Raw genomic sequence first — 24,551 nt, 5'->3', positions numbered from 1 at the left:
ATGAGCAAATAGATATTCTCAGCGTGAGCATATGTCAATTGCGGGAGAGCGGTAATTTCGTTCCGGCGAATTCGCGTTCTTCGAGCACGGCGCGACGGAAGCGGAAGAGCTTGGCCGGACGGCCGCCGGTCTCGCTTTCAGTACCGCCTGTTTCCTCGACCAGTTCCTGCTGCTCAATCAGCCGGCGGAAATTCTGCTTGTGCAGCGTCAGCCCGGCCAGCGCCTCGACCGTCTTCTGCAATTGTAGCAGCGTAAAATTCTCGGGCATGAGTTCGAACACCACAGGCCGATATTTGATCTTGGCCCTGAGCCGCGCCATGCCCGTCGCAAGGATGCGGCGATGATCGGCAAACATCGACCGACCGAAATTGTGCTTGAGATCGCAGCCCGCCTCGGCGACGAGACGCGCCTCATAGAGCAGTTCATAACGCTGCAGGACAAGATCCTCGTTCCACGCCGCACCATTCAGCCCGAAGTCGAAGTCGGCCCGCCGACGGCGCTGGCTGCTGCGCGTCGCGTCCTCCTCGACCCAGGATGTGAGCCGAGCGGCGATATTGTCGAGAATCGGCGGCCGGCCATCTCGATGATCCTCCCAGGGAAGATATTCGTACCAGCCGTGCCAGCCCGGCATCCCGCCGCCAGGGGCTGCCTGCTCGCGCACCAGCCCCAGATAGCTGATCGAAATCGTGCGACCGCCGAGAATTTCGTTGTTTCGGTCGCGATCGGCAAAGGTATAAAGCTGCTCCAGATAGCCGACGGGATGGGCCGTCTGCTCCTGAACCCATTCGCGCAACCCGCTTTGCAGCGTGCGGTGTCCGAGTTCAAACGGACCGGATGGCAAGGCATCGCCCGACCGCACCGTCATCACCCTTGGATCGCCGCCCGTAACAGCCGTCAAAACCGCGATCAACTCGGCATGCGCAAGCCCGATGGTCAAGCAAACTCCATGAATTGTTTCCCTGCGACTTTGTCGCATGAAGCGACGCATAAGCCAATCCGCGGGTCGGCGCGCTCCACACCTCACATCGGTCCGAAAAGCCGATAGGCTAACGGCTCACATAATCCGGATATTGTTCGCAAATAAGATCGACGATCGACAAGGTGCCTGACAAATGCCGGCGCAAAGCGGCAACGGCGGCCTCCGCATCGGCCGAGCTGATAGCATCGACCACGGCTTGATGATCGACAATGATCTGCTCGAGCTTGCCCGGCATGGGCAGGTTGAGCATGCGCAGCCGGTCGAGATGCACGCTTTGGCGCCGGACCGTGGACCAGAGGCCGAGAATGCCGGCCCGCTCGTAGAGAACGCGATGGAAATCCTTGTCGAGCATGTCGAAGAGATCATAGGTTTCCTGTGACGCCACATGCTTCTGGCGAGCCAGGATGCCTTCGAGGATTGCTGCGGTTTCCGCAGGCGAATCCGCAGCCAGCCTGCGGACAGCCTCCAGTTCGATCGACAATCGCAGGAAATGCGCCTCGGTTGCGTTGCGGATATCGATCCTCGCAACGACAGTCGCATATTGCGGATAGACCTCCACAAGCCCCTCCTCCTCAAGCCGGATCAGGGCATCGCGCACGGGAGTCTGGCTGACATTGAATTCGCTTTGCAGCGAGATGCGCGACAAGACCGTCGTTGGCGGCAGGCTCATCGAAAGAATGCGCGATCGCAGGATCTCGAGAATCTGAGGCGCGACCTGGCGGGAGCGATCGAGGGCAAATTCTTTCGGATTGAGCTTCACTGGCGGCCTTTCTGGGCAAGAGCGTCTGCTCATTAAACACAATTCAGGGCTTGATGCACTGATACATTAGTGCTTTAGTGAACCGACGCCAACCTCCTTTCTCAAAGGTTGGATCAATCGGGAGGAGCAAATGAGAGGATTTCTTCGCTGTCTGACTGCGGTCGGCATGGTGATTGCGGGCAGCTTTTCAGCCGGAGCAGCCGAAAAGACGGATATTTCGATCACGCGCCAGCCCGGCATTCTCTATCTCGCCAGTCACGTCATGGAAACGCAGAAGCTGATCGAGAAGCACGCGGCCGCAGACGGCCTACAGGGCGTCAAGGTGGAATGGCGGACCTTCAGCGGTGGCGGCGCGCAGACCGACGCGCTGCTGTCCGGCAATGTCGACATCGTCAACACCGGCACCGGCAATCTGCTGCTGCTTTGGGACCGCACCAGAGGCAAGGTCAAGGGCATCGTTACCAATTCGGCCCAGCCGGTCATCATGGTTTCGCGCGAGCCGCGCATCCAGTCGTTGAAGGATATTCAGGCCGGCGACAAGATCGCGGTGCCGACGGTCGGCGTCTCCACGCAGGCAATTCTGCTGCAGATGGCCGCCGCGCAAATGTATGGCGACGACCAGGTACACAAGTTCGACGCCAATACGGTGCAGCTCGGTCACCCCGACGCGATGGCAGCGCTCGCCAACCAGACCCATGAGGTCAAGAACCACTTCTCCGCCCCACCCTTCCAATATCTGGAATTGAAGCAGCCGGGCGTTCACAAAGTCATCGATTCTCGCGACATCATCGGCGGCGAGCTGACCCAGGGCACTTTCTTCACCACGACGCAGTTTGCAAGCGCCAACCCGACGATCATCAAGGCGGTACGCGAGGCGACGGCTGAAGCGATCGACTTCATCAAGAAGGATCCGAAATCGGCGGTGGAAGCCTACAAGACCGTCAGCGGCGACAAGACCAGCGTCGAAGACCTGTTGGCGATCCTGAACGAGCCGCACATGATGGAGTTCCGCATGGATCCGCAGGGAACGATGAAGTTCGCGGCGCACCTCCACAAGATCGGTACGCTGAAGACCATGCCCAAGGCCTGGACCGACTACTACCTGCCGGAAGCCGCCGATCTCAATGGCAACTGATGTCTACGGGCGGCGCGAATGCCGCCTTCAAGCCAGCTCACGGAGAAGGCCCATGCTTCAGGCAAAAACGCGTGCTGACATGCCGATGACGGAAACAATGACCGCGACACCGCTTCTGAATGTCGACAGGGTGACGCTTCGCTACAAGACGCCGAACCTGCTGATCACCGCGACGGAAAATGTCAGCTTCTCCGTTGGCCAGTCCGATCGCTTCGTCCTCCTCGGCCCCTCGGGCTGCGGAAAATCGACGCTGCTGAAGGCGATCGGCGGCTATATGACACCGACGGCAGGCCGGATCGAAATCAAGGGGCAACCGGTCAAGAAACCAGGCGCCGACCGCATGATGGTCTTTCAGGAATTCGACCAGTTGCTCCCCTGGAAGACGGTGCTTGAAAACGTCATGTTCCCACTGACGACAGCCCGCCGCCTGCCGCGTAGCGAAGCTGAGGCGATCGCCCGCGATTATATCGAGAAAGTCAAGCTCACACGTGCGGTCGATACCTATCCGCACATGCTGTCCGGCGGCATGAAACAGCGTGTCGCGATTGCCCGCGGCATGGCGATGCAGCCTGATATCCTGCTGATGGACGAGCCTTTCGCAGCGCTCGATGCCCTCACCCGCCGGCAGATGCAGGACGAGCTCTTGCAGCTCTGGGAAGATACACGCTTTACCGTCATCTTCGTCACCCATTCGATCGCCGAGGCGATCAAGATCTCCAATCGTATCCTGCTGCTGTCGCCGCATCCCGGTCGGGTCAAGGCCGAGGTGCGCGATGTGGAGGCCGTCCGCGACGACCCCACAGCCGCCGCCAAGCTGGAGCAGGAGATCCATCACATGCTGTTTGCCGAACAGGGGCACAGGGAGTAATCCATGAGCGCACCGCAGATTATCCTTGCGCCGCAGTCACCGGAAACGGCCGGCCATATCGCAGCCGTCGAACAAAAGCTCGGCACGATCGAGCTCCTCTGGCAGTCGGGCCTTTTCCGCAAGTCATTGCTGATCGTTGTCCTCGCCGTCATATGGGAGGCCTATGCCCGGCATCTCGACAATCCGCTGCTGTTTCCGACGTTGAGCGACACGCTGACGGCGCTTTACGACCGGTTTGCCGACGGTGTGCTGCCGGCCCGCATCTGGACCACGCTGAAGATACTGGTGACAGGCTACGTCTCGGGAACGGTGCTCGCCGCCGTCCTGACGGTCGTTGCGATCAACACCCGCATCGGCACCGATTTCCTCGAAACCATGACGGCGATGTTCAATCCGCTGCCGGCCATCTCGCTCTTGCCGCTCGCGCTCATCTGGTTCGGCCTCGGTCCAGCAAGCCTCGTCTTCGTGCTTATCCACTCCGTCCTATGGGCTGTCGCGCTCAACACGCATGCCGGTTTTCTCGGGGTCTCGCGCACTCTGCGCATGGTCGGTGCCAATTACGGGCTGACGGGGCTATCCTATGTCTTCCGCATCCTGATCCCCGCCGCCTTTCCGTCGATCCTGACCGGCCTGAAAATCGGCTGGGCCTTTTCCTGGCGCACGCTGATCGCCGCCGAGCTCGTCTTCGGCGTCTCCTCCGGCCAGGGCGGCCTCGGCTGGTTCATCTTCGAAAACCGCAATCTTCTCGATATCCCCTCGGTCTTTGCCGGCCTGCTGACTGTGATCGTCATCGGGCTTATTGTCGAAAACCTGGTCTTCCAGACCATCGAGCGGCGCACCCTGCTAAAATGGGGCATGAAGGAATGATGCGGCGCACGGATTTATCCCTTCGACCAACATCCGAATACAAGGCGTCAATACAATGAACAGCAGGAAGAAGCCCCAGGATTTACGCAGCGCCAGATGGTTTGCGCCTGATGATCTCAGAAGCTCGGGGCATCGCTCGCGCACCATGCAAATGGGCTATGCGCCCGAAGAATGGACCGATAAGCCCGTCATCGCCATCCTGAACACCTGGTCCGACGCCAATCCGTGTCATGCGCATTTCAAGCATCGCGTCGAGGATGTGAAGCGCGGCATCCTGCAGGCCGGCGGCTTTCCGCTGGAACTGCCCGCCCTGTCGCTTTCGGAAAGCTATGTGAAGCCGACGACCATGCTCTATCGCAACATGCTGGCGATGGAGGCGGAGGAGCTGTTGCGGTCGCATCCGGTCGATGGTGCCGTCTTGATGGGCGGCTGCGACAAGACCACGCCCGGCCTCGTCATGGGCGCGCTCTCCATGGGGCTGCCGATGATCTACCTCCCGGCCGGCCCGATGCTGCGCGGCAATTATCGCGGCGAATATCTAGGGTCCGGATCCGACGCCTGGAAATTCTGGGACGAGCGCCGCGCCGGCACCATCTCGGAGAAAGAATGGGTCGATGTCGAGGCCGGTATTGCCCGCTCCTACGGTCACTGCATGACCATGGGCACGGCAAGCACGATGACGGCAATCGCCGAAGCACTGGGCCTTACCCTGCCCGGCGCCAGCTCGATCCCCGCGCCGGACGCCAATCATATCCGCATGTCATCAGCTGTCGGTCGACGTATCGTCGAGATGGTTTGGGAAGATCTGGTCCCCTCAAAGATCGTCACGCAAGCCGCCGTCAACAATGCCGTTGCTGTCGCGATGGCGACAGGCTGTTCCACCAATGCCGTTGTCCATCTGATCGCGATGGCACGCCGCGCCGGCGTCAATCTCTCGCTCGACGATCTCGACAAGGCCGGGCGCACGACTCCCGTGCTTGCCAATATCAGGCCCACCGGCAAGACCTATCTCATGGAGGATTTCTATTATGCCGGCGGTCTGCGCGCGCTGATGGCGAAGCTCTCCCCGAAGCTCGACCTTTCGGCGCTAACAGTCTCCGGTGTCACCCTCGGCGAAACGTTGGAGGGGGCGAAATGCTACAATGACGACGTGATCCGCTCGCTCGACAATCCGGTCTATCATGAGGGGTCGCTTGCGGTGCTGAAGGGTAACCTTGCACCGACCGGTGCCGTCATCAAGCCGGCCGCCTGCGATCCGCGCTTTCACAAGCATCAAGGGCCAGCGCTCGTCTTCGACAGCTATCCGGAGATGAAGGCGGCGGTCGACGATGAAAATCTCGACATTACGCCCGATCACGTCATGGTGCTGCGCGGTGCCGGCCCGCAAGGCGGTCCCGGCATGCCCGAATGGGGCATGCTGCCGATCCCGAAGGCGCTTCTGAAGAAAGGGCACAGGGATATGCTCCGCCTCTCGGATGCCCGCATGAGCGGTACCAGCTATGGCGCCTGCATCCTGCACGTCTCGCCGGAATCCCATGTCGGCGGCCCGCTGGCGCTGCTGCGCAACGGCGATATCATTCGCCTCGACCTCGAAGCACGGCGCGTCGACATGCTTGTTGATGAGGACGAGCTGCAGCGCCGGCGCGACGCCTGGGTCAAGCCGGCGGAAAAATTCGGCCGCGGCTATGGCTGGATGTTCTCGCGCCATGTGGCGCAGGCCGATACCGGCTGCGATTTCGACTTCCTGGAAACCGGCTTCGGCCCGACGCCGGGCGAACCAGACATCTATTGATCACGAGGGATATATCGCATGAGCAATTACGTGCTGAGCAAAGAGACGCGCGACAAGCTGATAGGCGTCGCAACACCGACGATCGCCACCGCACTTTTCCGGCGCGGCCTGCGCAACCAGTTCATCCAGGATGTGCGGCCGCTTTCGCCGAAGAAGGCGAACATGGTCGGCCAGGCTTTCACGCTGCGCTATATTCCGGCGCGAGAGGACCTGAACACGCTCGAAGTCTTCCGCAACCCGGAACATCCACAGCGCGCCGCCGTCGAGCAATGCCCGCCCGGCTTCGTGCTGGTCATGGATAGCCGCAAGGATGCACGCGCTGCCTCCGCTGGCTCCATACTGGTCTCGCGGCTGCAGGTGCGTGGCGTGGCCGGTGTCGTCACCGATGGCGGCTTCCGCGACAGTCCGGAAATCGCCGCCCTCGATATCCCTTCCTATCATCACCGCCCGTCCGCGCCGACGAACCTGACGCTGCATCAGGCCATCGAAATCAATGGCCCGATCGGCTGCGGCGATGTCGCGGTTTTCCCCGGCGACGTTCTCGTCGGCGACAATGAGGGCGTCATCGTCATTCCCGCGCACCTCGCCGATGAGATCGCCACTGAGACCGTGGAAATGACAGCCTATGAGGATTTCGTTACCGAAGAGGTCATGAACGGCGCGACCATCATCGGCCTCTACCCGGCAACCAGCGACGCTCCGAAACAGAAGTTCGCCGAATGGCGGAAGCAGAAGGGTCGATAAGGCACATATTGGGTGACGCAGCCGGCGGATACGTCCGGCTGCGTCACCCTCAATTACTCTTCCTTGACCAGCTTCAGAACGAGCTGCTGGAGATTGCCGCCATCGCTGAATTCGACCCTATCGAAATCGCTGTTGCGCTGCCGTTCCCTGTTGGAAATCTCACCGAGCCGCTTCGTCAGCTCCACGCGGATCTTGCTGCATTTCGGGTCGTCGGGCACGGAAAAGCCGACGCTCATGGTCTCGATTTCCCTGACCATGTCCTTGATGAAGCCGCCATGCACCCGCTCGTGGGCTTCGACCCCGGCGATGAATTTCTGCCAGCTTTTTCGGGTCGAAGCGGGCAATTGCGCCGGGGGTTTCGGCAAGGTGTAGGTGATGATCAGCTTCGGTATGTTGACCGTGATCATGCAGGCGCCGTCCGGCTGCAACTCATATTTCCGAGTCCAGGTCAGCTTGAAATCGGTATGCGCAATCGCCCTGACCTTGGGTCCGAGCAATGGACCGCGCTCGCCTATGGAATCGTAGAGTTCGCGCCCCGATGTTCCGGCAATCGCGTAGGTCTTGGTCGTCTCGACCGCCTGCCACTCGGCATGGGCGGCCATCGGCAAAGAGGCAACGCACGTCACCGCTGCCAGTAATCGAATGACTGCTTTCACGAACGTCCCCTGCATGCCCCACTCAAGCGCGGCAAAGCTAGCGGGTGACCTCAGCTATTTCAATGAGCATCGATCTTCAGAATGCCGAGGCCGACAGCAACAGTTCCTCGGCATCCTCTCGCTCCATCTCGAAGACCTTTTTGCCGACTGCGAAGCTGAAACCGTTGCGGGCGAAGGCGGATAGTTCCTTTGCCTTGCGCTTCTCATCGAGATCGCCGCGCCGGAACGGGCCGAAACCACGCTTCCTGGCAAAGATGACGGCGGAATGGAGATCGTCGACCTCCTCCACGGCCGCGTCAACCGTTTCACCACTGATGCCCTTGGAAGCAAGCTTAAAGGCGATGGCTTTCTTCGATTTGCCGGAACGAACGGCCGAGCGCGTGCTGATCTCGGCAAAAGCGACATCGTCGAGGACTTTCAGTTCGTAAGCGAATTTAACGGCGAAATCGGCAAGCGCCTTGATCTGTGCGTCGCTGATATCCTCGAACTTCTGTTTAGCTTTCTTGGTGATCGCGTCGAACAGCTGCTTTTCCGTCATCATCCGGCGCTCGAGACGATAGATGGTGGAGTTGCGTGCCCAGGAAAGCATACGGCTTGTCGGCGTTTCATCCATGAAGGGAAGCATTCGGCGAGAGAAGAATCATCACGGAGAATTTTACGCAAGCGAGGCCACTCAGGCAACGAATGCGCTTGGTAATCATGGGATGATTGACTATGGTGTCTCTGCGGCCACGGCATTGAAACGCCGAGCGTCGAATCCCCATCGACGGTGGAGGCCGTCTCAAGCACCACATTGCTATGGATCACGGAGCCTGCGGCTTTCCCGACAGCTTTGCCGATCGGGTGCCAGCGTTCCGTTCAGAGGAGGCAGGAATGGATTATCGCAAGCTCGGCCCAAGCGGGGCCGTTGTCACGGCCTATTGCCTTGGCACCATGACTTTCGGCGCGGAAGCAGACGAGGCCGCATCACATAAACTTCTCGACGATTATTTCGCATGGGGCGGCAATTTCATCGACACCGCCGATGTCTATAGTGCAGGCAAGTCGGAAGAGATCATCGGACGCTGGCTGAAGGCTCGTCCGACGGAAGCGCGCCAGGCCGTGATTGCCACCAAGGGCCGCTTTCCGATGGGCAACGGACCAAACGATCTCGGTCTGTCGCGCCGTCATCTCGGCCAGGCGCTGGACGATTCCCTGCGCCGTCTCGGCATCGAGCATATCGATCTCTATCAGATGCATGCCTGGGATGCCCTAACACCGATCGAGGAGACGTTGCGGTTTCTCGACGATGCCGTGCGCGCCGGCAAGATCGGCTATTACGGCCTCTCCAACTACGTCGGCTGGCATATCGCCAAGGCGGTCGAGATTGCCAAGGCGCGCGGCTATACGCGACCGGTGACGCTGCAGCCGCAATATAACCTGCTCGTTCGCGATATCGAACTTGAGATCGTCGATGCCTGCTTGGATGCCGGCATGGGCCTGCTTCCCTGGTCGCCGCTCGGCGGCGGATGGCTGACCGGCAAATACAAGCGCGACGAAATGCCGACCGGCGCCACGCGGCTTGGCGAGAACCCCAACCGCGGCAGCGAATCCTTTGCGCCGCGCAATGCGCAGGAACGGACCTGGGCAATCATTGCCGCTGTCGAGGAAATCGCCAAGGCACGAGATGTGACCATGGCACAGGTAGCTCTTGCCTGGACGGCAGCACGCCCGGCGGTGACGTCAGTCATTCTCGGCGCCCGCACGCGTGAACAGCTTGCCGACAATCTCGGCGCCGCCAAGCTGACGCTGTCGGAGGCGGAGATGGACCGGCTGAACGAGGTCAGCGCGCCGCAACCAGCCGCCTATCCTTATGGCGAAAGCGGCCGAAACCAGCGCCATCGCAAGATCGAGGGTGGCCGTTAAATGACATCCGGCGGCGAAGCATTTGCCTGCTTCGCCGCCGCCATCGGATCGCTTGCCGCGTCAAACCAGCGGCGGGTTGAGTCTGGCGAAGCCTTCCTGTCGCCGATAGGGAAAATAGGGATAGGGCGCTGTCATCTCGCTCACCTTGTCTAGCCTCTCGATCTGCTCTTTCGAAAGCGTCCAGCCGACCGCACCGAGATTCTGCCGCAGCTGCTCTTCGTTGCGCGCGCCGATGATCACGCTTGCGACCGTTGGCCGGCTCAAGAGCCAGTTGAGGGCGATCTGTGGAACGCTCTTTCCGGTCTCGCCGGCGATCTCATCCAGCACATCGACGATATCGAACAGCTTCTCGTCATCAACAGGCGGGCCGAATGACGCGGTCTCATGCAAGCGGCTCTTTTCCGGCAATGGCTGTCCGCGACGGATCTTGCCTGTCAGCCTGCCCCACGCCAACGGACTCCAGACCAAGGCGCCGACGTTCTGATCATGACCCAGCGGCATCAGCTCCCATTCGTAATCGCGACCGGCGAGCGAATAATAGACCTGATGGGCGACATGGCGGGCATAGCCGTACTTGTCGGAGATCGCGAGCGATTTCATCAGCTCCCAGCCAGCGAAGTTGGAAGCGCCGATGTAGCGGACCTTTCCCGCCTTCACGAGGCCATCAAGGGTGGAAAGCGTTTCCTCGATCGGCGTCGAGGCATCGAAGGCGTGCAATTGCAAAAGGTCGATGTAATCTGTCCCGAGCCGGCGCAGGGCGGCGTCGACCGATCTGATCAGGCGCGAACGCGAGCTGCCCCAATCGGCCGGTCCATCGCCCATCGGCAAAGCTGTCTTCGTCGAGATCAGCACGGCATCTCGCTTACCCCGGATCGCCTCGCCAAGCACCTCCTCCGATGCGCCTGCCGAATAGACATCGGCCGTATCGAAGAGATTGACGCCGGTCTCCAGGCAGATGTCGACCAGACGCCGCGCTTCCGCCGCATCCGTCGAACCCCAGGCGCTGAAGAGAGGCCCGCTGCCGGCAAAGGTGCCGGCGCCGAAACTGAGAACCGGAACGCGCAAGCCGGAAGCACCGAGATTTCTGTATTCCATGGTCTGTCTCCTATTGGTTCTTCAGATAGATAGACGCTCGGATGAAGGTGATATAGATTGCCGGAAAGAAACTGATTTATGATTTTAATTCATCATGAGCCGTCAAGAGATCAATCGTTCTGGGGAAATGGAAGTCTTCGTGCGCGCCGTGGAACTCGGCGGCTTCACCGCCGCGGCCAGGGCCTGCCGCATGACGCCTTCAGCCGTCAGCAAGCTCGTCACGAGACTTGAAAAGCGCCTCGGTGCGCGTCTTATCCATCGCTCGACGCGACGGCTGCAGCTTACCCCAGAGGGATGTGCCTTCTTCGAGCGCAGCGTCGCCATTCTTGCCGATATTGCCGAAGCCGAACGCCACGCATCGGCGGGAGAGCAGGTAGCCGGTCATATCCGCATCAACACCAGCGGCTCCTTCGGCAATCATGTGCTGGCTCCGCTCATTCCAAGCTTCATGGCGCTACATTCCGATGTCTCGCTGGAGATCTTCCATACGGACCGGGTCATCGACCTGATGGAGGAGCGCGCCGACGTCGCAATCCGCGCCGGGCCGCTGAAGAGCTCCAGCCTCACGGCCCGCAAGCTCGGAGCGACGCGAAATATCATCGTCGCCTCGCCGGACTATCTGCGTAAGCATGGAACGCCTCACTCCGCCGCGGAATTGGCAAAACATTGCCGCATCAGCTTTAGCTATTCCAGAGCCATCGAAGACTGGCCGCTGCTCATTGACGGCGAGGTTGCGACGGTACCGGCAGCGCGCAGCCTGCAGGTGGGCGACGGCGAAGCCATGCGGCATCTGGCGCTTGCCGGTGCCGGCCTGGCGCGGCTTGCTGCCTTCACCGTCAAATCGGATATCGCGGCCGGGCGGCTAAAGCCCCTGCTGGAAGAATTCAATTCCGGCGATATCGAGGAATTCCACGCCGTCTATATCGGCCAAGGCGGCCCCCTGCCAGCGCGCGTGCGTACCTTGCTGGATTTTTTGCGCGAGAATGTTCACCTGTAAAAAGCGACGCGGCCGTCAGGGCCGCATCGTATCAGCTAAAACTCTCAGTCACCACGCCGATCAGGCTGACGGCTGCCGGGTCTTGCGCAGATAGGGCAATACCGTATCGAACGAGCCGAAGCGGGTAATGGCGTCTTCGTTGGAGACGGCGGCCGTAATGATGACGTCTTCGCCCTGCTGCCAGTTTGCCGGTGTTGCGACCTGATGCTTGGATGTCAGCTGGATCGAGTCGATCGCGCGCAGGATTTCGCCGAAGTTGCGGCCTGTCGTCATCGGATAGGTGAGGATCAGCTTGATCTTCTTGTCGGGGCCAATGACGAAGACGGAACGGACCGTGGCATTGTCGGCCGGCGTGCGGCCTTCCGAGCTTTCGCCGGCACCTGCCGGCAGCATGTCATAGAGCTTGGCAACCTTGAGATCCTTGTCGCCGATCAGCGGATAGTCGACGTCGAAGCCGGTCGCCGTCTTGATATCGTTCTTCCAGCGACCATGGCTCTCCACGGGATCGACGGAAATGCCAATGATCTTGACGCCGCGCTTGCGGAATTCGCCTTCCAGGCCAGCCATGGCGCCGAGTTCCGTCGTGCAGACCGGCGTGAAGTTCTTCGGATGCGAGAAGAGCACGGCCCAGCCATTACCGATCCAGTCATGGAACTTAATCTCGCCCTGCGTCGTCTCGGCCGTAAAATCCGGCGCGATATCGTTGATGCGCAAACTCATTGCCTTACCTCCAAAGAACATGCCCCGGCGCGCGCTTGGGATGGCGGCCAAAAGGCGAGAAAAAAATCCGTCGCACAATGGCGTCGAATGTCGGATATGAAAAGCCCTTCTTTCAAATGGACGCCGCGATTGCCGCTGAAAATCCCTGCGGCCTGCGATGCCTGCTACGCGCCTTCAACATGTCCAGAAAGCGGTAACCACCCGCCCAGCGCCCGTAACCGCTTGCTATGTTGATATGTCCTGCAAGGCCGATATTGCGAACATCTGAATTCCAAAGCCGTCCGAACATGCCGAGCCGGTCGAGGCTCATATAGATGTCGTTCAAGCTCCCGACCGTCGTGCTGGGAAAAGGCAGCGTGTCGGTCGGCATGGTGCCGAAGGACAGATGTCCGGCATGCAGGGCTTCCGTCACAGGAATATCGCAGGGCGCTACGAGCAGTGCACCTTTGACCCTTCGCGCAGCCTCGCGGCCAGCCAGCCTCGCCGTCAACACGCAGCCCAGGCTGTGGGCGACGATATAGGCTTCACCGGCCTCTTCCAGCGCGGCTTCTAATTTCTCCATCCAACTGCCGAGATTGGGAAAGTCCCAGTCATCCTGCTCGACAAGCCGAACGTCGCGATGATCCTGCAGCCAATAGCGCTGCCAATGCCCCTCGCCCGAGCCGAAAAGGCCAGGCACAATCAGTACTCTGGTCATGTAAGCCTCACGAGAAAGATCGAACACAAAGCTTGCGACAGGACATCAAAAGCACATCTCCCTTCAATGCCAAGGCCCAGGGGATGTACACCAATAGTAGATCTCGTAGTCGCGCGCGGAGAGCTCTCGCTCGACGGACTCGGGCCGATCGACCGACTGGATGCGTCCATCCGCATCCCGCAACGCGCGCCCAGCGAAAATCGTCTTCAGGCGGCTAATGACATTCCATTTCATGTAACCCTCCATTTGGTTGATAGATCCGAGGCGGTCGAAGGCAATTTGTCCATCAGCCCATCATTCGGCCGCAGCCAACACCCTTACCGAATGCGGGAAGAAAGCCGAGAGCTCACCGACCACTTCATTGATCCGGTTGGCCAGCGGTTCCGAAGAGACCTTGTAGTCGGTAAAATCACGATCAGACGCATAGACAGCGGTTGGCAGGGTGTGTGCCATGAAGAAGCCGAAGAGCGGCCGCAGCTGATGTTCCACCATCAGCGCGTGCCTGTCTCCGCCGCCGGTCGCGGTGATGATGATCGGCTTGGCGCGCAGCTCGTGCGGATCGATAAGATCGATCAGATGCTTGAACAGCCCGGGATAGGATCCCTTGAACGTCGGCGAACCGATAATCAGCGCATCCGATGAGACGATATCGTCGATCACACCTTTCGCCTGGTCGTCGAGCTCGTTGCGCCACTGAGCGGCGCCAAGGGACGCACCAACATCGTGCAGATCATAGACCTTGCTTGAGAAGCCATATCGCTTAATTGCCAAATCCGCGACGGTCTGGACCAGCGCGTAGGTCTTCGACGGCCTGTTGAAGCTGCCGGCAATGCCGACGAGTTTGGGCGCACTCATTCTCATCCCTTCCGAAGATCGCATGCATTTTCGATAATGCAAATATTGTCCATAAAAATAGTAGATTAAAAGAAACAGCGATCTCTGAAGGCATGGGAATTGGAAAATCTCTTTCTACGTTGGAGCCAGCTGGACAGGGCGCAAAAATGCCACCCGGCTGAAGGATTGGACGACAAGCTTGCGTCTTTCAAAAGTGCCGCGGACGCCAAATGGCGGCTGGAATGGGATGGGTTGTCCTGCCGAAGCATTGCAGGAGGCGTTGCCGCAAAGAAGCGGTTCATTTCTCTCCCAGATTGTCGAAAAAGCCGGCTTCTCCGGTACACCGATAATGGGGCAAGGTCCGTCTTTCAGTCGCGTGGCCAAGGCTCGTCTTGCCACCGGTAACGTCCATGACTTCGTCAAAGTCGGCAATATCGGCTTCCTCGAACGGCTTCTTCACCGTATTCCCGGCATTGTTGACGACGATATCGACCGGGCCGTGCGTCTCCTCGACTCCGGTGGCGAAGGTTTTGATCGAAGCAAGATCACGAAGGTCGAGCTGTGCGGCTTTCGCCAGGGGGCTAATCGACGCCGCAGCATCTCAAGGAGATCCGACCTGCGGCCAGCCAGCACCACCTCAGCGCCGGAGCCGGCGAGGCAACGCGCGATCGCGAGGCCCAGTCCACTGCCTCCGCCAGTCACCAGCGCGCGCTGTCCGTCCAGTCGGAACGCACCATGCCAGTCGGGAAGCCCTGTTGGAGATTTCATGGATGCTTGCGTATTCATCTTTCGACAATGACCTTCAAAACGTCACGGTTCTTGTCCCAAAAGGGCAATGCACCTTCGGCCTCGGCGAAGGGTATGATCTTGGAAATGAGCGAGGCGGCGCGGTCGCCGATCGTCTCCAGATAAGCGATCACCGCATCGAAATCGGACCTGGTCGCGTTGCGCGAGCCCATGATATCCAACTCCTTGAGATTGAACATTTGTGTCTGATAGGTAACGGGAGCCTTGGCGTAGCCGACATAGACGACGCGCCCGCAAAAGCCGGCAAGATCGATCGCCTGACGAAAGGTTTCCGGAAGACCGACCGCCTCGAAGGCCACATCGACGCCCTGGTCATCAGTCAGTTCAACAATGCGCGCAGCGACATCTTCCGTGCCGGCATCGATTGTGTGGCGCGCTCCGAAGCGTTGTGCCAGCGCGGTCTTTTCCGGGCTGAGATCGACGGCAATCACCTCGGCTCCGCGCGCAACGGCTCCGATGACCACGCCCATACCAATCATGCCGCAGCCCAGCACGACGATGCGATCACTCGACGAAACGCGGCCGCGCGCCACCGCATGGAAGCCTACCGACAGCGGCTCGACCAAAGCAAGAAAGCGAGGATCGAGCGTGTCGTTCAGGATCACCTTCTCTGCGGGAAGAACGATCTCTTCGGCAAGCCCGCCATCCTGCTGGACGCCAAGCGTGCGGTTGTAGCGACAAGCATTCACGCGACCCTTGCGACAGGAAGAGCAAGTACCGCAACTGGTATAGGGAAGAACGATGACGCGCTGTCCCGGTTGATAGGCCGACGAAACGCCCGCCCCTGTCTCGATGATCTCGCCACCGATTTCGTGCCCTGGGATGCGCGGCAGCTCCACCAGCGGGTTGAGGCCTCGAAACGTGTTGAGATCACTCCCGCAGATGCCGACATGGCGGACGGCGATACGGACATCGCCTTCTCCGAGCTGCGGGCGGGCGACATCGGTGAAACGGCTGACACCTTCACTTTCGATCAATAGGGCTTTCACGTGACGATACCTTTCCGGTTTGGGGGCGTGAACCGAGCGCTTGCACCCGGTTCGCTGGAAACAGATCAGTTCAGGGTAGCGATGTCGGCCGGCAGGTCGACGCCATAGGCGCCGACGACCGTCTTCAGCGTCGCCGAGCCGCTGGTCCGTGCGATCGCACAGAACGTGCCCAGCACAAACCCCACGATAGTTGCCGCCACCGAAAGCTGAATCGTCAGCCAGACGCCTTCCGCAAACTGATCCCAATAGGGAAGCAGGCCCTCGAAATCAAAAGTGTAGCTCATACGACGCCATCTTCCCGGCAGCGCCAGTGAGCAACGAGATATGCTGGTCTCATTCCCGAGCTATCCTCCTTAGCTTGAGGCGGAATCTACACGGTTGAGGCGATCGATTTAAAGTGGTATTTTTTGTTTAAAAAACCAACGAAACCAAATCGGCATGCGTTCTGAAAACCTCTTCAAACGGCAGTTCAACGAGTTCCTGCGCCACGTACAATCGGTCGGTCACGGCCACTCTCTTGGCTCGGAACGCGAGATCGGCCGAACCCTCGGCACCAGCAGAACGACGGTCCGCAAGTGCCTGGCGGCCGCGATGGAGAACGGCCTTCTATCCAAGGACAGGATAGTGCTGCGGCAGGCAGAACCATCCGAGCTCTATGCCGAAGCGGAGACCATCCCGCCGACATTGATCGTCGAGCGCGCCTTCCTGACCTGGATACTCCAATCCGATAGCGGTCCGGGCCAGGCGATCAATGCGCTTCAGCTCGCGCGGCAATTCGGCGTGTCGACGACGACGATCCGCGAGTTTCTGCAGAGCTTCCGGCATTTTGGCCTGATGGAGCGCGAAGCCGGCGGCAAATGGGTCTTCCGCGGCATGACCCTGGAATTCGCCAACGAGCTTTCCGATATCCGCGAAATTTTCGAAATGCGGTCCGTCATGCGCTTTGCGGAACTCGATGACAGCGACCCGAGCTGGAACGCGCTGCGCAGACTGCGCACCGAGCATCTCAAGCTGCTGGAGACGATCGAGACCGATTATCACCGGTTCTCGCTCCTTGACGAGCAATTGCATCGCTTGATCAACAGTGCTTCCAGCAATCGCTTCGTCACCGAATTCTACCACGTCATCTCACTGATTTTCTTCTACCATTATCAATGGAACAAGAAAGACGAGCGCATTCGCAACGAAGCGGCTGTCTATCAGCATCTGGCTTATATCGATGCGATTCTCTCAAGGGACCAAAGAAAAATTGGCCAGACCTGCACGGCACATCTGAGCGAGGCGCGCCGGACATTGCTTGCAAGCATTAGCCGGGAAACTTGACATCGGAATTCGAGCATACTGCCGGAGCGAAGAAAATGCGTGCGGTTGGCGGCACCGCCAATCGCACGGGCAACCCTGCCCGAAATCCGACCTGCTACTGAAGGGTCAAGCCCGACCTGATGTGGGCTCTTGCGGCGTAGGGATCGACAATGGAGAGCGCCCGGCTGAGAGCCTCGGCAAATCCATTGAGCGAAATGACGTAGCTCACATCACGACCCGTATCGGTCGCCGCCAGCATCACGCGGAGGCTACGCCGTCGCCGCAGGTTGGCAATCATGGCTGCATCGAGCTTCAGCTCGACCGGACAGCCGCGCGAAGAAGCCGCACCGAGCGGCTGAGCCAGACCCAAAGCAGCTTCGTCACCCCGCGGCAACCGCCCGCTCCGCAGATGCAGCCCCAGCGGCAACGCCAGTATACCCCTCAGGCTTCCGCCGTCGGGAGTAAGTTCGATCGAAAGCACTGGCGCATTTGTCTGCAGATCATACAGCGTATAGGAAATCGCATAATGTGGCCGCGCTTGATCGGCGGCTCCCTGATTGACGATGGTAAGCGTCCAGTCGCCGTAACGCTCCTGCAATGTGCCTGAACCGGCGGCGATAGTAGTCCGGCCAGCCATCACAATCCTCCGCTCGGTCGACTTGCCAATATGGGCAAGCGCCTATCGGCACGCCTTATGAGCGCGAACAGCGCCATCCCATTCATCTCTGCTCCCCGCAACATTATGCGCCCCACCTTACCCCTCGCCCCTCAAAACCCGAGGTTATTTCGACAACAATAGCGTTAATTTTATGCCATTGCATCATAGAATTTATGTAGCGATAAGAATTACACTTTCATCACGTTCAATCACCATAACCCTCGTCAGCCTTAGTAAGGTATTTTTGTAGACTATACATAGGATTTATGATTCCGAAATATCTCTTTCAATTTGTATTATTAATTGTTACTTCAATTTCACTTATATTGAAAATAGAAATCACAGACAAAATAGGTTTGAATGATATTGCAAAAGCCGCTCACGAATGGAGCGAGGCTGGCCGGCGGTCATTTGAATGACAGCTCCCAGAAAGACTGCATTGACAATCTCTCTCGCCGCCCCGGTGACAGCAGGATCAGCGGCAGCGGCTTTTCCGGCGAAACGCTGGTCGCCAACTATCCCGGCGGCAACGTCAGCAGCCTCGGCTCAGGTCCGTTCTGGCAGATATTGTGAAGCTGATACCGAGCAGGTTGACAGCGTGATGCTTCTCAAGGGTAACGCGCCGACAGTAATTAGGCCGGAACCGGCTATTTTGCCGGCGGCAAGGAGACGTAAAGAATGAAGCCAACCATGTTATGATCAGGCCTTTTAGCGCGAAAACCTCGGCACGGATGCAATAAGTTCGCGCGTATAGGCATGGCGAGGCCGCTGGAAGACCTCTTCGACAGACCCAGCCTCGACGATCGCTCCTTGCTTCATGACGACGATCCGATGGCTGATATGCTGGATCACCCCCAGATCATGCGAAATGAACATCATCGACAGGCCGAGCCTTGCCTGCAGATCGACCAATAGATCCAGAACCTGGGCTTGCGTCGTGACATCGAGTGCCGAAACCGGCTCGTCACAAATCAGAAGCTTCGGCGCGGCCGCAAGAGCCTGGGCGATCGATACGCGCTGGCGCTGGCCACCTGAAAGCGCGGTCGGCCTCCGGGCGAGCAAATCCGGCGGCAACCCGACCAGATCCATTAGACCGATGATCTTCTCGCGGCGCTCCGATCTGCCGAGGCCGCCATGAAGCAGCAAAGGCTGCTCGATGATGCGCTCGACGGTGAAGCGCGGATTGAAGGAGCTCAGCGGGTCCTGGTTAATGGTCTGTATTCCGGCTCTGAGGGGGCGGCGAATGCGTTCTGAAAGCGCGCTCCACGGTCGCCCTTCGTACAGCACCTCCCCCGCATCCGGCCGCTGCAGCGCCAGCGCAATCTTGCCGAGCGTGGTCTTGCCCGAACCGGATTCGCCGACGACACCCAGCGTTTCGCCGCTGCCGATATGAAGCGATACGTCCCTGACGGCGCGCAGAAGGCTGCCATCCGCGTGCCTGAAACTCATCGATACGTTGCGTATCTCCAGCAGACGCTCGGTTGAGCAAACGGGCTTCCGGAGCGGCAAGGGCGTATTCGCTGCACTGAGGCGACGGCCGCGATTGACCGCTGTAGTTACGGCTGCCAGGAGCCGCCGGGTATAGTCATGCTGTGGATCTGACAGGACGCTGCGCGCCAGGCCCGTTTCCACCAGCCGGCCCTTTTGCATCACCGCGACCCGATCGGCGAGCTGAGCGGCAACGGAGAAATCATGCGTGATCAGGAGGATGCCGTGGCCGGCGGCGGCCAGTTCCTTGAAGATGGCGAGCACTCTTTTCTGGACGCTGACATCCAGCGCTGTCGTCGGCTCGTCGGCGACGAGCAAGCGCGGCTGCCCGGCAAGCGCGGAGGCAATCAATGCCCTTTGCCGCAATCCGCCGGACAATTGATGCGCATATTGCGCCATCCGCAAATCCGGCTCGGGAACACCAACACGTTCCAGCAATTCCACGACATGTTGCGATACAAGCGAACGTGGTGCCAGTCGATGCGTGAGGATGGGCTCGGCGATTTCGCGACCGACCGTCCTCAGGGGATCGAGCGATACGAGCGCATCCTGAAGAATGAAACCGATTTCGCGGCCGCGCACATGGCGCCAGGCTTTTTCCGACAGATCAAGGAGGTCGAGCGGCCGGCCATCATGCGCGCTCAGATCCATCCTGTCGGCTTTTACCACGGAGCGCGAGCCGGCGAGGCCGACAATCGCCCGGGCCGTTACAGATTTTCCGGAGCCGGATTCGCCGACCAAAGCGAGGATCTCGCCAGGCGCGATCTGTAGCGACAGGTCGCGAACCGCATCCACGCGGCCCTGCGGGGTCTGAAAGGCCACATTCAACCCTTTGACCGCAAGCAGCTGGGGCGGCTCGGAAGCGGTGGTCTGAAAGTTTCGCAGGCCGGACTGAATATTCATCGCAGATCTCCCGTTGCGAGGAGGGTTTGCAGCCGGCGGCCCAGGAGCGTGATCGAAATGACGGAAAGCGCAACCACCGTCGCCGGCAACAGGCTGGTCCAGGGCGCGATATCGAGAAAATTGCGGCCATTGGCGAGGAGTGCACCCCATTCGGCGGCCGGAGGCACGACGCCCAGACCAAGGAAGCTCAAGGCCGAAGCGGACAGTACCGAACTGCCCACACCAATCGTCGCGAGGATGAGAAGTGGCCGGATGGCGTTGGGGACGATATGCCGGCTGATGATCGTCCACGGATGCTCGCCAAGTGCCACAGCATGTTCGACATAGCCCGACAGCTTAATGTGAAGCACCTGCGAACGGATCAGCCGCGCGTAGCCGGCGATGCTGGCAAGCCCGACCGCCAAGAGCGTGTTCGCAGGCCCGCGGCCGAGAACGGCAATCACCAGCAATGCAAGCAGCATTTCCGGAAAGGCAAGCAGGATATCGATGATGCGTAACAAAAGCCGGGCGATCGGCCTTGGAGCCAGTGCAGCCGTCGTCCCCAACACGATCCCGCCGAGACTGGCAATCAGGGTCGCACCGATGCCGATGGTTAGGGATTGCGAGGTGCCATAAACCACCCGCGAAAACAGATCCCGGCCCAGTTCGTCGGTTCCAAACCAGTGTTGCCCATCAGGCGGCAAGAGGATCGCATTCGGATCGACTGCCTCGGGATCGAGAGCAGAGAGCCATTGTGGCGCCCAGACCGCTACACAAAGAAGGACAAAAAAGGCGAAGGGAGCAAGCAGTCCGAAAGACAGCCAGACGGGGCGTCTGCGCGTGATGCGGCGCTGCCCGCTTTCAGCTAGCACGACATCGCTCAAAGGCCTGTCCTCCTTAGACGTGGATCGATCACAAGGTAGAAAGCATCGACCAGCAGATTGACGATAACGAAGACAAGGGCAGACAGCATCACCAGACCGAGGATCAACGGCATGTCGCGGGTCTTGATCGCCTGAAGCGTGACCTGCCCGATGCCCGAACGGCCGAATACCGTCTCGGTCAGGATCGAGCCGCCTAGGGTGCTGGCAAGCAACGTGCCGGTGAGGGTCGAGGCCGCCAGTGCGGCGTGCCGCAAACCATGTCTGACACGCAGGACCGTCTCGCCGACGCCGCGTGTCCGCACGGTCAGAGAAAACGGCTGGGACAGCGCCTCCTCCAGGCCGTCGCGCAATACCTGGCTCAAGAGTGCGGCGAGCGGCAGGCTCAAGGCAATGGCGGGCAGCACAAGCGCCGATGGTCCATCATTGCCTGTGACCGGAAACCATTCGAGATTGAAGCTGAAGACCGACAATAGGACAATGCCGATCCAATAGACGGGCGTGCTCAGAAGGATCAATTCTATTCCCGAGGACAGCAGCGTCAGGCTTTTGCGACGGCCTGCGGTTGCCAAGGCCACGCTGATCGCCAGAAGGAGAGCAAGCACGATCGCGCTGCCGGCGAGCTGCAATGTCGGCCCCGCAGCCTCATAGATCACCTCTGAAACAGGCTGTCTGTACTGGTAGCTTTGTCCGAAATCGCCACTTAAGGCCTTGGCGATATAATGCGCATATTGCAGCGCAAGCGGCTGGTCGAGGCCATATTGATGCACCAATGCGGCCCGCTCTGCCTCATCGACGACGTTCTCCCCGCCAGCCAGGATCGCGACGGGATCGCCGGGAATGAGCTTTACGGCGATAAAGGCAATCGTTGCCGCGCCCCAAAGCACGGCAACGATCACCCCGGTCCGCCGCACAGCGGTTTGGAAGAGCTTAGCGGTCCAGCCAGGCATCGTAGAAATTCGGCTTCGCATTGGTGGCCCAGGAAATGCCATGCAGGCTCTTCGAGGCGCCGAGCTGATAGGCGGCTACGAAAAGTGGTACGGCATAAGCCTGCTCGATCACTTCCTTCTGTATCTCGGCATAGAGTTTCTTACGCTCGGCATCGGAAGCCCCGACCGCTTTCGTCAGCTTTTCATCGAGGCTTTTGACGCGAGACGCATTCTGACCGGCTGGAGGAATATAGGCCGAATGGAATACCGTGCGCAGGATATCGGGCTCCGCACGCACATAGTAGAAGGACACGAGATCGTAATCATTGGCATTGGCGCGAGCGGTCCAGCCACCGGAATCGACTGGATCGAGCTGCAAATCGAAACCCGCCTGCCGCACCTGATATTGAATGGCCTGCGCCAAGGTCACTTCCGTCGCGGCGAGCGAGGTGCTGTCGTAGACATAATGCAGGGTCAGCCGGCCGCCATCTTTTTTGCGGACACCATCGGCGTCCTTCTGTGACCAGCCCGCCTCGTCAAGCAGCCGGTTGGCCTTTGCCAGATCGAAGCCCCATGAGCTGGAAATATCGTGGTCATAATAGAGCGTCGAGGGGCCGAGGATATTGTCGGCCGGCTTCAAGGTTCCGAAGAAGGCAGCCTTGACCGCTGCCGGTCCATTGACGGCGCTCTGGAAAGCCTGCCGCACCTTCAAGTCCTGAAATGGTCCCTTCGAGGTGTTCAGGAAATAGGCGCTGTTGACGCCCGGGTTTTCCCGCGTCACCACCTGCAGCTTGCCGTTACCCTGAACGGAGCGATAATTTGCCGGCGGCACCGCGTCGATCGCCTGCAACTGACCGCTTGCCAGCGCACCGAGACGCACGGAAGCCTCCGGCAGATATTTGAAGACGATCTGATCGAAATGGGCCGGCCCTTTATGCGCGGCATAGCCAGGACCCCAATTGTAATCCGCACGGCGGCTCAGCTTGCTGCCGCTGCCCTTGGTAAAATTGTCGAGCACGTAGGGACCCGATCCGATGACCGTATTCGTCGTGCTCTGCGCCTTCTGAAGATAGGTCGATGATTGAATGCCGAGATAGGGAAGGCTCAACCCCTGCAACAAAGGCGCGAAGGACTGGCGATAGCGGATCACGACCGTACGGCTATCCGGCGCCTCGATCTTGTCGATCGGTCCGAGCAGCGACTTGGCGTAGCTCGATGTCGTCTTCGGATCGAGAATGCGATCGAAATTGTATTTGACCGCGGCTGCATCGAGCGGAGTGCCGTCGCTGAATGTCACGCCCTGACGCAGACGGAAAGTATAGACGGTATTGTCGCCGTTGATGTCCCAGCTTTCTGCCAGCCACGGCGTGAACTTGTTGTCTTCGGCCTGCCCGACAAGCGAGTCGACGATATTGCGGGTAATCAATGCCGTAACCGAGTTGCCCGTGATCGACGGGTCGATAATGGAGGCATCCGTTGCCAATCCGACGTTGAGAATGCCCCCATCGACCGGCTTTGCCGTATCGGATGCGGCATTTGCGACAGTGCCCATCATCGTCAGAAAAGAAAATGCCAGGGCAATGCGGATCTTGCTTCGCCCGATGGTTTTCGCGCTTGAATGCGTTTTTCTCATATCCCGTCCCTATTTTGGCCGCCACGACATCGATCATGCGGCCAAAAGGCCGCTCGGCACCGCGCAGGCTGAACGGCACGATAATTGTCTATAAAAATACTAGACTAAAGGCATTGTGATGCGTTTATGCGAAGACAGGCGGAAATCCGTTTCAAGATCGCTGAGGCCGTCGGCAGCAACCTGACCGTGGCGCGTTCGCTGGCGTTGGAATGATCTCAAGCAAACTATGAGGCAGTCCGAAGCGATGCGGATGCCAAGCGGATATTGTACATGGCAAGCTGCGACGGCTCGCGCCGTCGCAGTTTTGCATTTCATTTTGGAAGTTGCGCGCCAGCCTGCTTCACCGCATTTGCGATGGTTTCGCAAAACTGCTTTTCGGTCACGTTCTGCGCTTTTGTAATGGCTGCAAGATCCTGATTCACGCCCATGGCGGAGATCTTGCCTTTTTCACCCTCTTGTTCGGCCGCTTCGCCCTTCGCCGTATCCGAGGGCGCCGGTATGAGAGCGAGCATTTTCGTTTGAGTCTCGACAGCAGCCCCATCGATGTGGCCTGCATTCTGGCAATATTTCAGCACGCCAAGTTGATTGCGTGCCGAATTGTAAGCCAATTCCAGTTGGTCGTTTGATACCTGTGCATAGCTTGGCGCGGCAAATCCGCATGCCACGATACCGATCAGAATGATCTTCCGCATATGAAACTCCTGATTGCTTCAACATGCTGCGATCTATCCTCGATCACCCTGAAGGCAATAGCTGCAAAGTCGGAAAACGCTCTACCCACGAGAGCATCGCTGCGGAGGGTCAAAAAAAGCTGAAGCCTTCGATATGATCGTGGTCGCCAACGGAACTGCCCGTTCCCTCCGCAGCTCGCGCGCAGGTCCATTCGGCAGCGATCAAACGGATCTCCAGCTTCCGTGTCGGGCATAAGACGCC

28 protein-coding genes are annotated in these 24,551 nt (G+C 59.4%); 9 read left to right on the top strand and 19 right to left on the bottom strand.

Features of this window, described 5'->3' with window-relative positions; all coding sequences use genetic code 11:
- Nucleotides 1-34: 34 nt before the first annotated feature.
- Both FBZ99_RS16595 and FBZ99_RS16590 read right to left on the bottom strand, forming a co-directional pair.
- A complete protein-coding gene (locus FBZ99_RS16595) occupies nucleotides 35-937 on the bottom strand; it encodes an NUDIX hydrolase (RefSeq protein ID WP_113354392.1) in 903 nt (300 codons plus the stop codon).
- 109 nt (nucleotides 938-1,046) lie between these two features.
- Entirely contained in the window at nucleotides 1,047-1,739 is a 693-nt protein-coding gene (locus tag FBZ99_RS16590; protein ID WP_069614580.1) for a GntR family transcriptional regulator, read from the bottom strand.
- Between the two features lie 130 nt (nucleotides 1,740-1,869).
- Between FBZ99_RS16590 and FBZ99_RS16585 the strand changes: the two genes are divergently transcribed.
- From FBZ99_RS16585 to FBZ99_RS16565, 5 genes are read left to right on the top strand one after another with little or no spacing between them, the layout of a single operon-like run.
- Nucleotides 1,870-2,874, top strand: a complete 1,005-nt coding sequence (locus tag FBZ99_RS16585) for an ABC transporter substrate-binding protein (protein WP_145634066.1) — start codon at nucleotides 1,870-1,872, stop codon at nucleotides 2,872-2,874.
- Between the two features lie 52 nt (nucleotides 2,875-2,926).
- Nucleotides 2,927-3,742, top strand: coding sequence for an ABC transporter ATP-binding protein (locus tag FBZ99_RS16580; protein WP_113333203.1), 816 nt, complete (start codon nucleotides 2,927-2,929; stop codon nucleotides 3,740-3,742).
- A gap of 3 nt (nucleotides 3,743-3,745) precedes the next feature.
- Nucleotides 3,746-4,609, top strand: coding sequence for an ABC transporter permease (locus FBZ99_RS16575; RefSeq protein WP_145318325.1), 864 nt, complete (start codon nucleotides 3,746-3,748; stop codon nucleotides 4,607-4,609).
- Nucleotides 4,610-4,664: 55 nt separating this feature from the next.
- Nucleotides 4,665-6,401, top strand: a complete 1,737-nt coding sequence (gene araD / locus FBZ99_RS16570; RefSeq protein ID WP_145634064.1) for an L-arabinonate dehydratase — start codon at nucleotides 4,665-4,667, stop codon at nucleotides 6,399-6,401.
- Nucleotides 6,402-6,419: 18 nt separating this feature from the next.
- Complete coding sequence (locus FBZ99_RS16565; protein WP_145634061.1) at nucleotides 6,420-7,145, top strand: ribonuclease activity regulator RraA; 726 nt, start codon at nucleotides 6,420-6,422, stop codon at nucleotides 7,143-7,145.
- Nucleotides 7,146-7,198: 53 nt separating this feature from the next.
- Here FBZ99_RS16565 and FBZ99_RS16560 read toward each other — a convergent pair whose 3' ends face one another.
- On the bottom strand, nucleotides 7,199-7,816 hold the full coding sequence (locus FBZ99_RS16560) for a DUF922 domain-containing Zn-dependent protease (RefSeq protein ID WP_145634059.1): 618 nt from the start codon (nucleotides 7,814-7,816) through the stop codon (nucleotides 7,199-7,201).
- A 61-nt stretch (nucleotides 7,817-7,877) separates the two neighbouring features.
- Complete coding sequence (gene recX / locus FBZ99_RS16555) at nucleotides 7,878-8,414, bottom strand: recombination regulator RecX (RefSeq protein WP_145634057.1); 537 nt, start codon at nucleotides 8,412-8,414, stop codon at nucleotides 7,878-7,880.
- Nucleotides 8,415-8,674: 260 nt separating this feature from the next.
- Between recX and FBZ99_RS16550 the strand changes: the two genes are divergently transcribed.
- On the top strand, nucleotides 8,675-9,706 hold the full coding sequence (locus FBZ99_RS16550) for an aldo/keto reductase (protein WP_113333199.1): 1,032 nt from the start codon (nucleotides 8,675-8,677) through the stop codon (nucleotides 9,704-9,706).
- A 60-nt stretch (nucleotides 9,707-9,766) separates the two neighbouring features.
- Here FBZ99_RS16550 and FBZ99_RS16545 read toward each other — a convergent pair whose 3' ends face one another.
- Nucleotides 9,767-10,801: an aldo/keto reductase gene (locus FBZ99_RS16545; RefSeq protein WP_113333198.1), complete on the bottom strand. Its 1,035-nt coding sequence runs from the start codon at nucleotides 10,799-10,801 to the stop codon at nucleotides 9,767-9,769.
- A 94-nt stretch (nucleotides 10,802-10,895) separates the two neighbouring features.
- On the opposite strand from FBZ99_RS16545, the gene FBZ99_RS16540 reads away from it, so the two are divergent.
- The gene (locus FBZ99_RS16540; RefSeq protein WP_145634055.1) at nucleotides 10,896-11,798 is read left to right on the top strand and encodes a LysR family transcriptional regulator; all 903 of its coding nucleotides are present in this window, start codon (nucleotides 10,896-10,898) and stop codon (nucleotides 11,796-11,798) included.
- A gap of 60 nt (nucleotides 11,799-11,858) precedes the next feature.
- On the opposite strand, the gene FBZ99_RS16535 is transcribed toward FBZ99_RS16540, so the two are convergent.
- The 8 genes from FBZ99_RS16535 to FBZ99_RS16510 form a co-directional block, all read right to left on the bottom strand.
- Nucleotides 11,859-12,518, bottom strand: a complete 660-nt coding sequence (locus FBZ99_RS16535) for a peroxiredoxin (protein WP_069614590.1) — start codon at nucleotides 12,516-12,518, stop codon at nucleotides 11,859-11,861.
- A 112-nt stretch (nucleotides 12,519-12,630) separates the two neighbouring features.
- Nucleotides 12,631-13,215: an RBBP9/YdeN family alpha/beta hydrolase gene (locus tag FBZ99_RS16530; protein WP_145634054.1), complete on the bottom strand. Its 585-nt coding sequence runs from the start codon at nucleotides 13,213-13,215 to the stop codon at nucleotides 12,631-12,633.
- A gap of 63 nt (nucleotides 13,216-13,278) precedes the next feature.
- Nucleotides 13,279-13,449 (bottom strand): hypothetical protein, encoded by a 171-nt coding sequence (locus tag FBZ99_RS33145; RefSeq protein WP_173004576.1) that lies wholly within the window; start codon nucleotides 13,447-13,449, stop codon nucleotides 13,279-13,281.
- 60 nt (nucleotides 13,450-13,509) lie between these two features.
- Nucleotides 13,510-14,070, bottom strand: coding sequence for an FMN reductase (gene msuE / locus FBZ99_RS16525; RefSeq protein ID WP_145634052.1), 561 nt, complete (start codon nucleotides 14,068-14,070; stop codon nucleotides 13,510-13,512).
- Nucleotides 14,071-14,347: 277 nt separating this feature from the next.
- Nucleotides 14,348-14,509, bottom strand: a complete 162-nt coding sequence (locus tag FBZ99_RS33780; RefSeq protein WP_210248381.1) for a hypothetical protein — start codon at nucleotides 14,507-14,509, stop codon at nucleotides 14,348-14,350.
- On the bottom strand, nucleotides 14,506-14,817 hold the full coding sequence (locus tag FBZ99_RS33340) for an SDR family NAD(P)-dependent oxidoreductase (RefSeq protein WP_210248380.1): 312 nt from the start codon (nucleotides 14,815-14,817) through the stop codon (nucleotides 14,506-14,508). The genes FBZ99_RS33780 and FBZ99_RS33340 overlap by 4 nt, the downstream gene beginning before the upstream one ends.
- Nucleotides 14,818-14,831: 14 nt before the next feature.
- Nucleotides 14,832-15,845: a zinc-binding alcohol dehydrogenase family protein gene (locus FBZ99_RS16515; RefSeq protein ID WP_113333192.1), complete on the bottom strand. Its 1,014-nt coding sequence runs from the start codon at nucleotides 15,843-15,845 to the stop codon at nucleotides 14,832-14,834.
- 65 nt (nucleotides 15,846-15,910) lie between these two features.
- The gene (locus tag FBZ99_RS16510) at nucleotides 15,911-16,129 is read right to left on the bottom strand and encodes a hypothetical protein (protein ID WP_113354381.1); all 219 of its coding nucleotides are present in this window, start codon (nucleotides 16,127-16,129) and stop codon (nucleotides 15,911-15,913) included.
- A 154-nt stretch (nucleotides 16,130-16,283) separates the two neighbouring features.
- Between FBZ99_RS16510 and FBZ99_RS16505 the strand changes: the two genes are divergently transcribed.
- Complete coding sequence (locus tag FBZ99_RS16505) at nucleotides 16,284-17,168, top strand: GntR family transcriptional regulator (RefSeq protein WP_113354380.1); 885 nt, start codon at nucleotides 16,284-16,286, stop codon at nucleotides 17,166-17,168.
- A 94-nt stretch (nucleotides 17,169-17,262) separates the two neighbouring features.
- On the opposite strand, the gene FBZ99_RS16500 is transcribed toward FBZ99_RS16505, so the two are convergent.
- Complete coding sequence (locus FBZ99_RS16500) at nucleotides 17,263-17,784, bottom strand: invasion associated locus B family protein (RefSeq protein WP_113333190.1); 522 nt, start codon at nucleotides 17,782-17,784, stop codon at nucleotides 17,263-17,265.
- A gap of 432 nt (nucleotides 17,785-18,216) precedes the next feature.
- Between FBZ99_RS16500 and FBZ99_RS33130 the strand changes: the two genes are divergently transcribed.
- Nucleotides 18,217-18,378, top strand: a complete 162-nt coding sequence (locus FBZ99_RS33130; RefSeq protein WP_186450316.1) for a hypothetical protein — start codon at nucleotides 18,217-18,219, stop codon at nucleotides 18,376-18,378.
- A 135-nt stretch (nucleotides 18,379-18,513) separates the two neighbouring features.
- Here the strand turns inward: FBZ99_RS33130 and FBZ99_RS16495 are convergent, their stop codons facing one another.
- From FBZ99_RS16495 to FBZ99_RS16475, 5 genes are all read right to left on the bottom strand, one after another.
- Complete coding sequence (locus tag FBZ99_RS16495) at nucleotides 18,514-20,196, bottom strand: dipeptide ABC transporter ATP-binding protein (protein WP_113354378.1); 1,683 nt, start codon at nucleotides 20,194-20,196, stop codon at nucleotides 18,514-18,516.
- Nucleotides 20,193-21,059, bottom strand: a complete 867-nt coding sequence (locus FBZ99_RS16490; RefSeq protein ID WP_113390392.1) for an ABC transporter permease — start codon at nucleotides 21,057-21,059, stop codon at nucleotides 20,193-20,195. The genes FBZ99_RS16495 and FBZ99_RS16490 overlap by 4 nt, the downstream gene beginning before the upstream one ends.
- Entirely contained in the window at nucleotides 21,056-22,006 is a 951-nt protein-coding gene (locus tag FBZ99_RS16485) for an ABC transporter permease (RefSeq protein WP_113390391.1), read from the bottom strand. Before FBZ99_RS16485 ends, FBZ99_RS16490 begins: the two co-directional genes overlap by 4 nt.
- The gene (locus FBZ99_RS16480; protein ID WP_113354376.1) at nucleotides 21,987-23,618 is read right to left on the bottom strand and encodes an ABC transporter substrate-binding protein; all 1,632 of its coding nucleotides are present in this window, start codon (nucleotides 23,616-23,618) and stop codon (nucleotides 21,987-21,989) included. The genes FBZ99_RS16485 and FBZ99_RS16480 overlap by 20 nt, the downstream gene beginning before the upstream one ends.
- A gap of 311 nt (nucleotides 23,619-23,929) precedes the next feature.
- A complete protein-coding gene (locus FBZ99_RS16475; RefSeq protein ID WP_113354375.1) occupies nucleotides 23,930-24,310 on the bottom strand; it encodes a pore-forming ESAT-6 family protein in 381 nt (126 codons plus the stop codon).
- Nucleotides 24,311-24,551: the final 241 nt, after the last annotated feature.

Origin of the sequence: Rhizobium sp. ERR 1071 (assembly GCF_007828675.1) — a bacterium.
In the GTDB taxonomy this organism is placed as follows: domain Bacteria; phylum Pseudomonadota; class Alphaproteobacteria; order Rhizobiales; family Rhizobiaceae; genus Rhizobium; species Rhizobium dioscoreae.
Note: the sequence above shows the minus strand (reverse complement) of the source record. Positions and strands in the feature narration are given on the sequence as shown.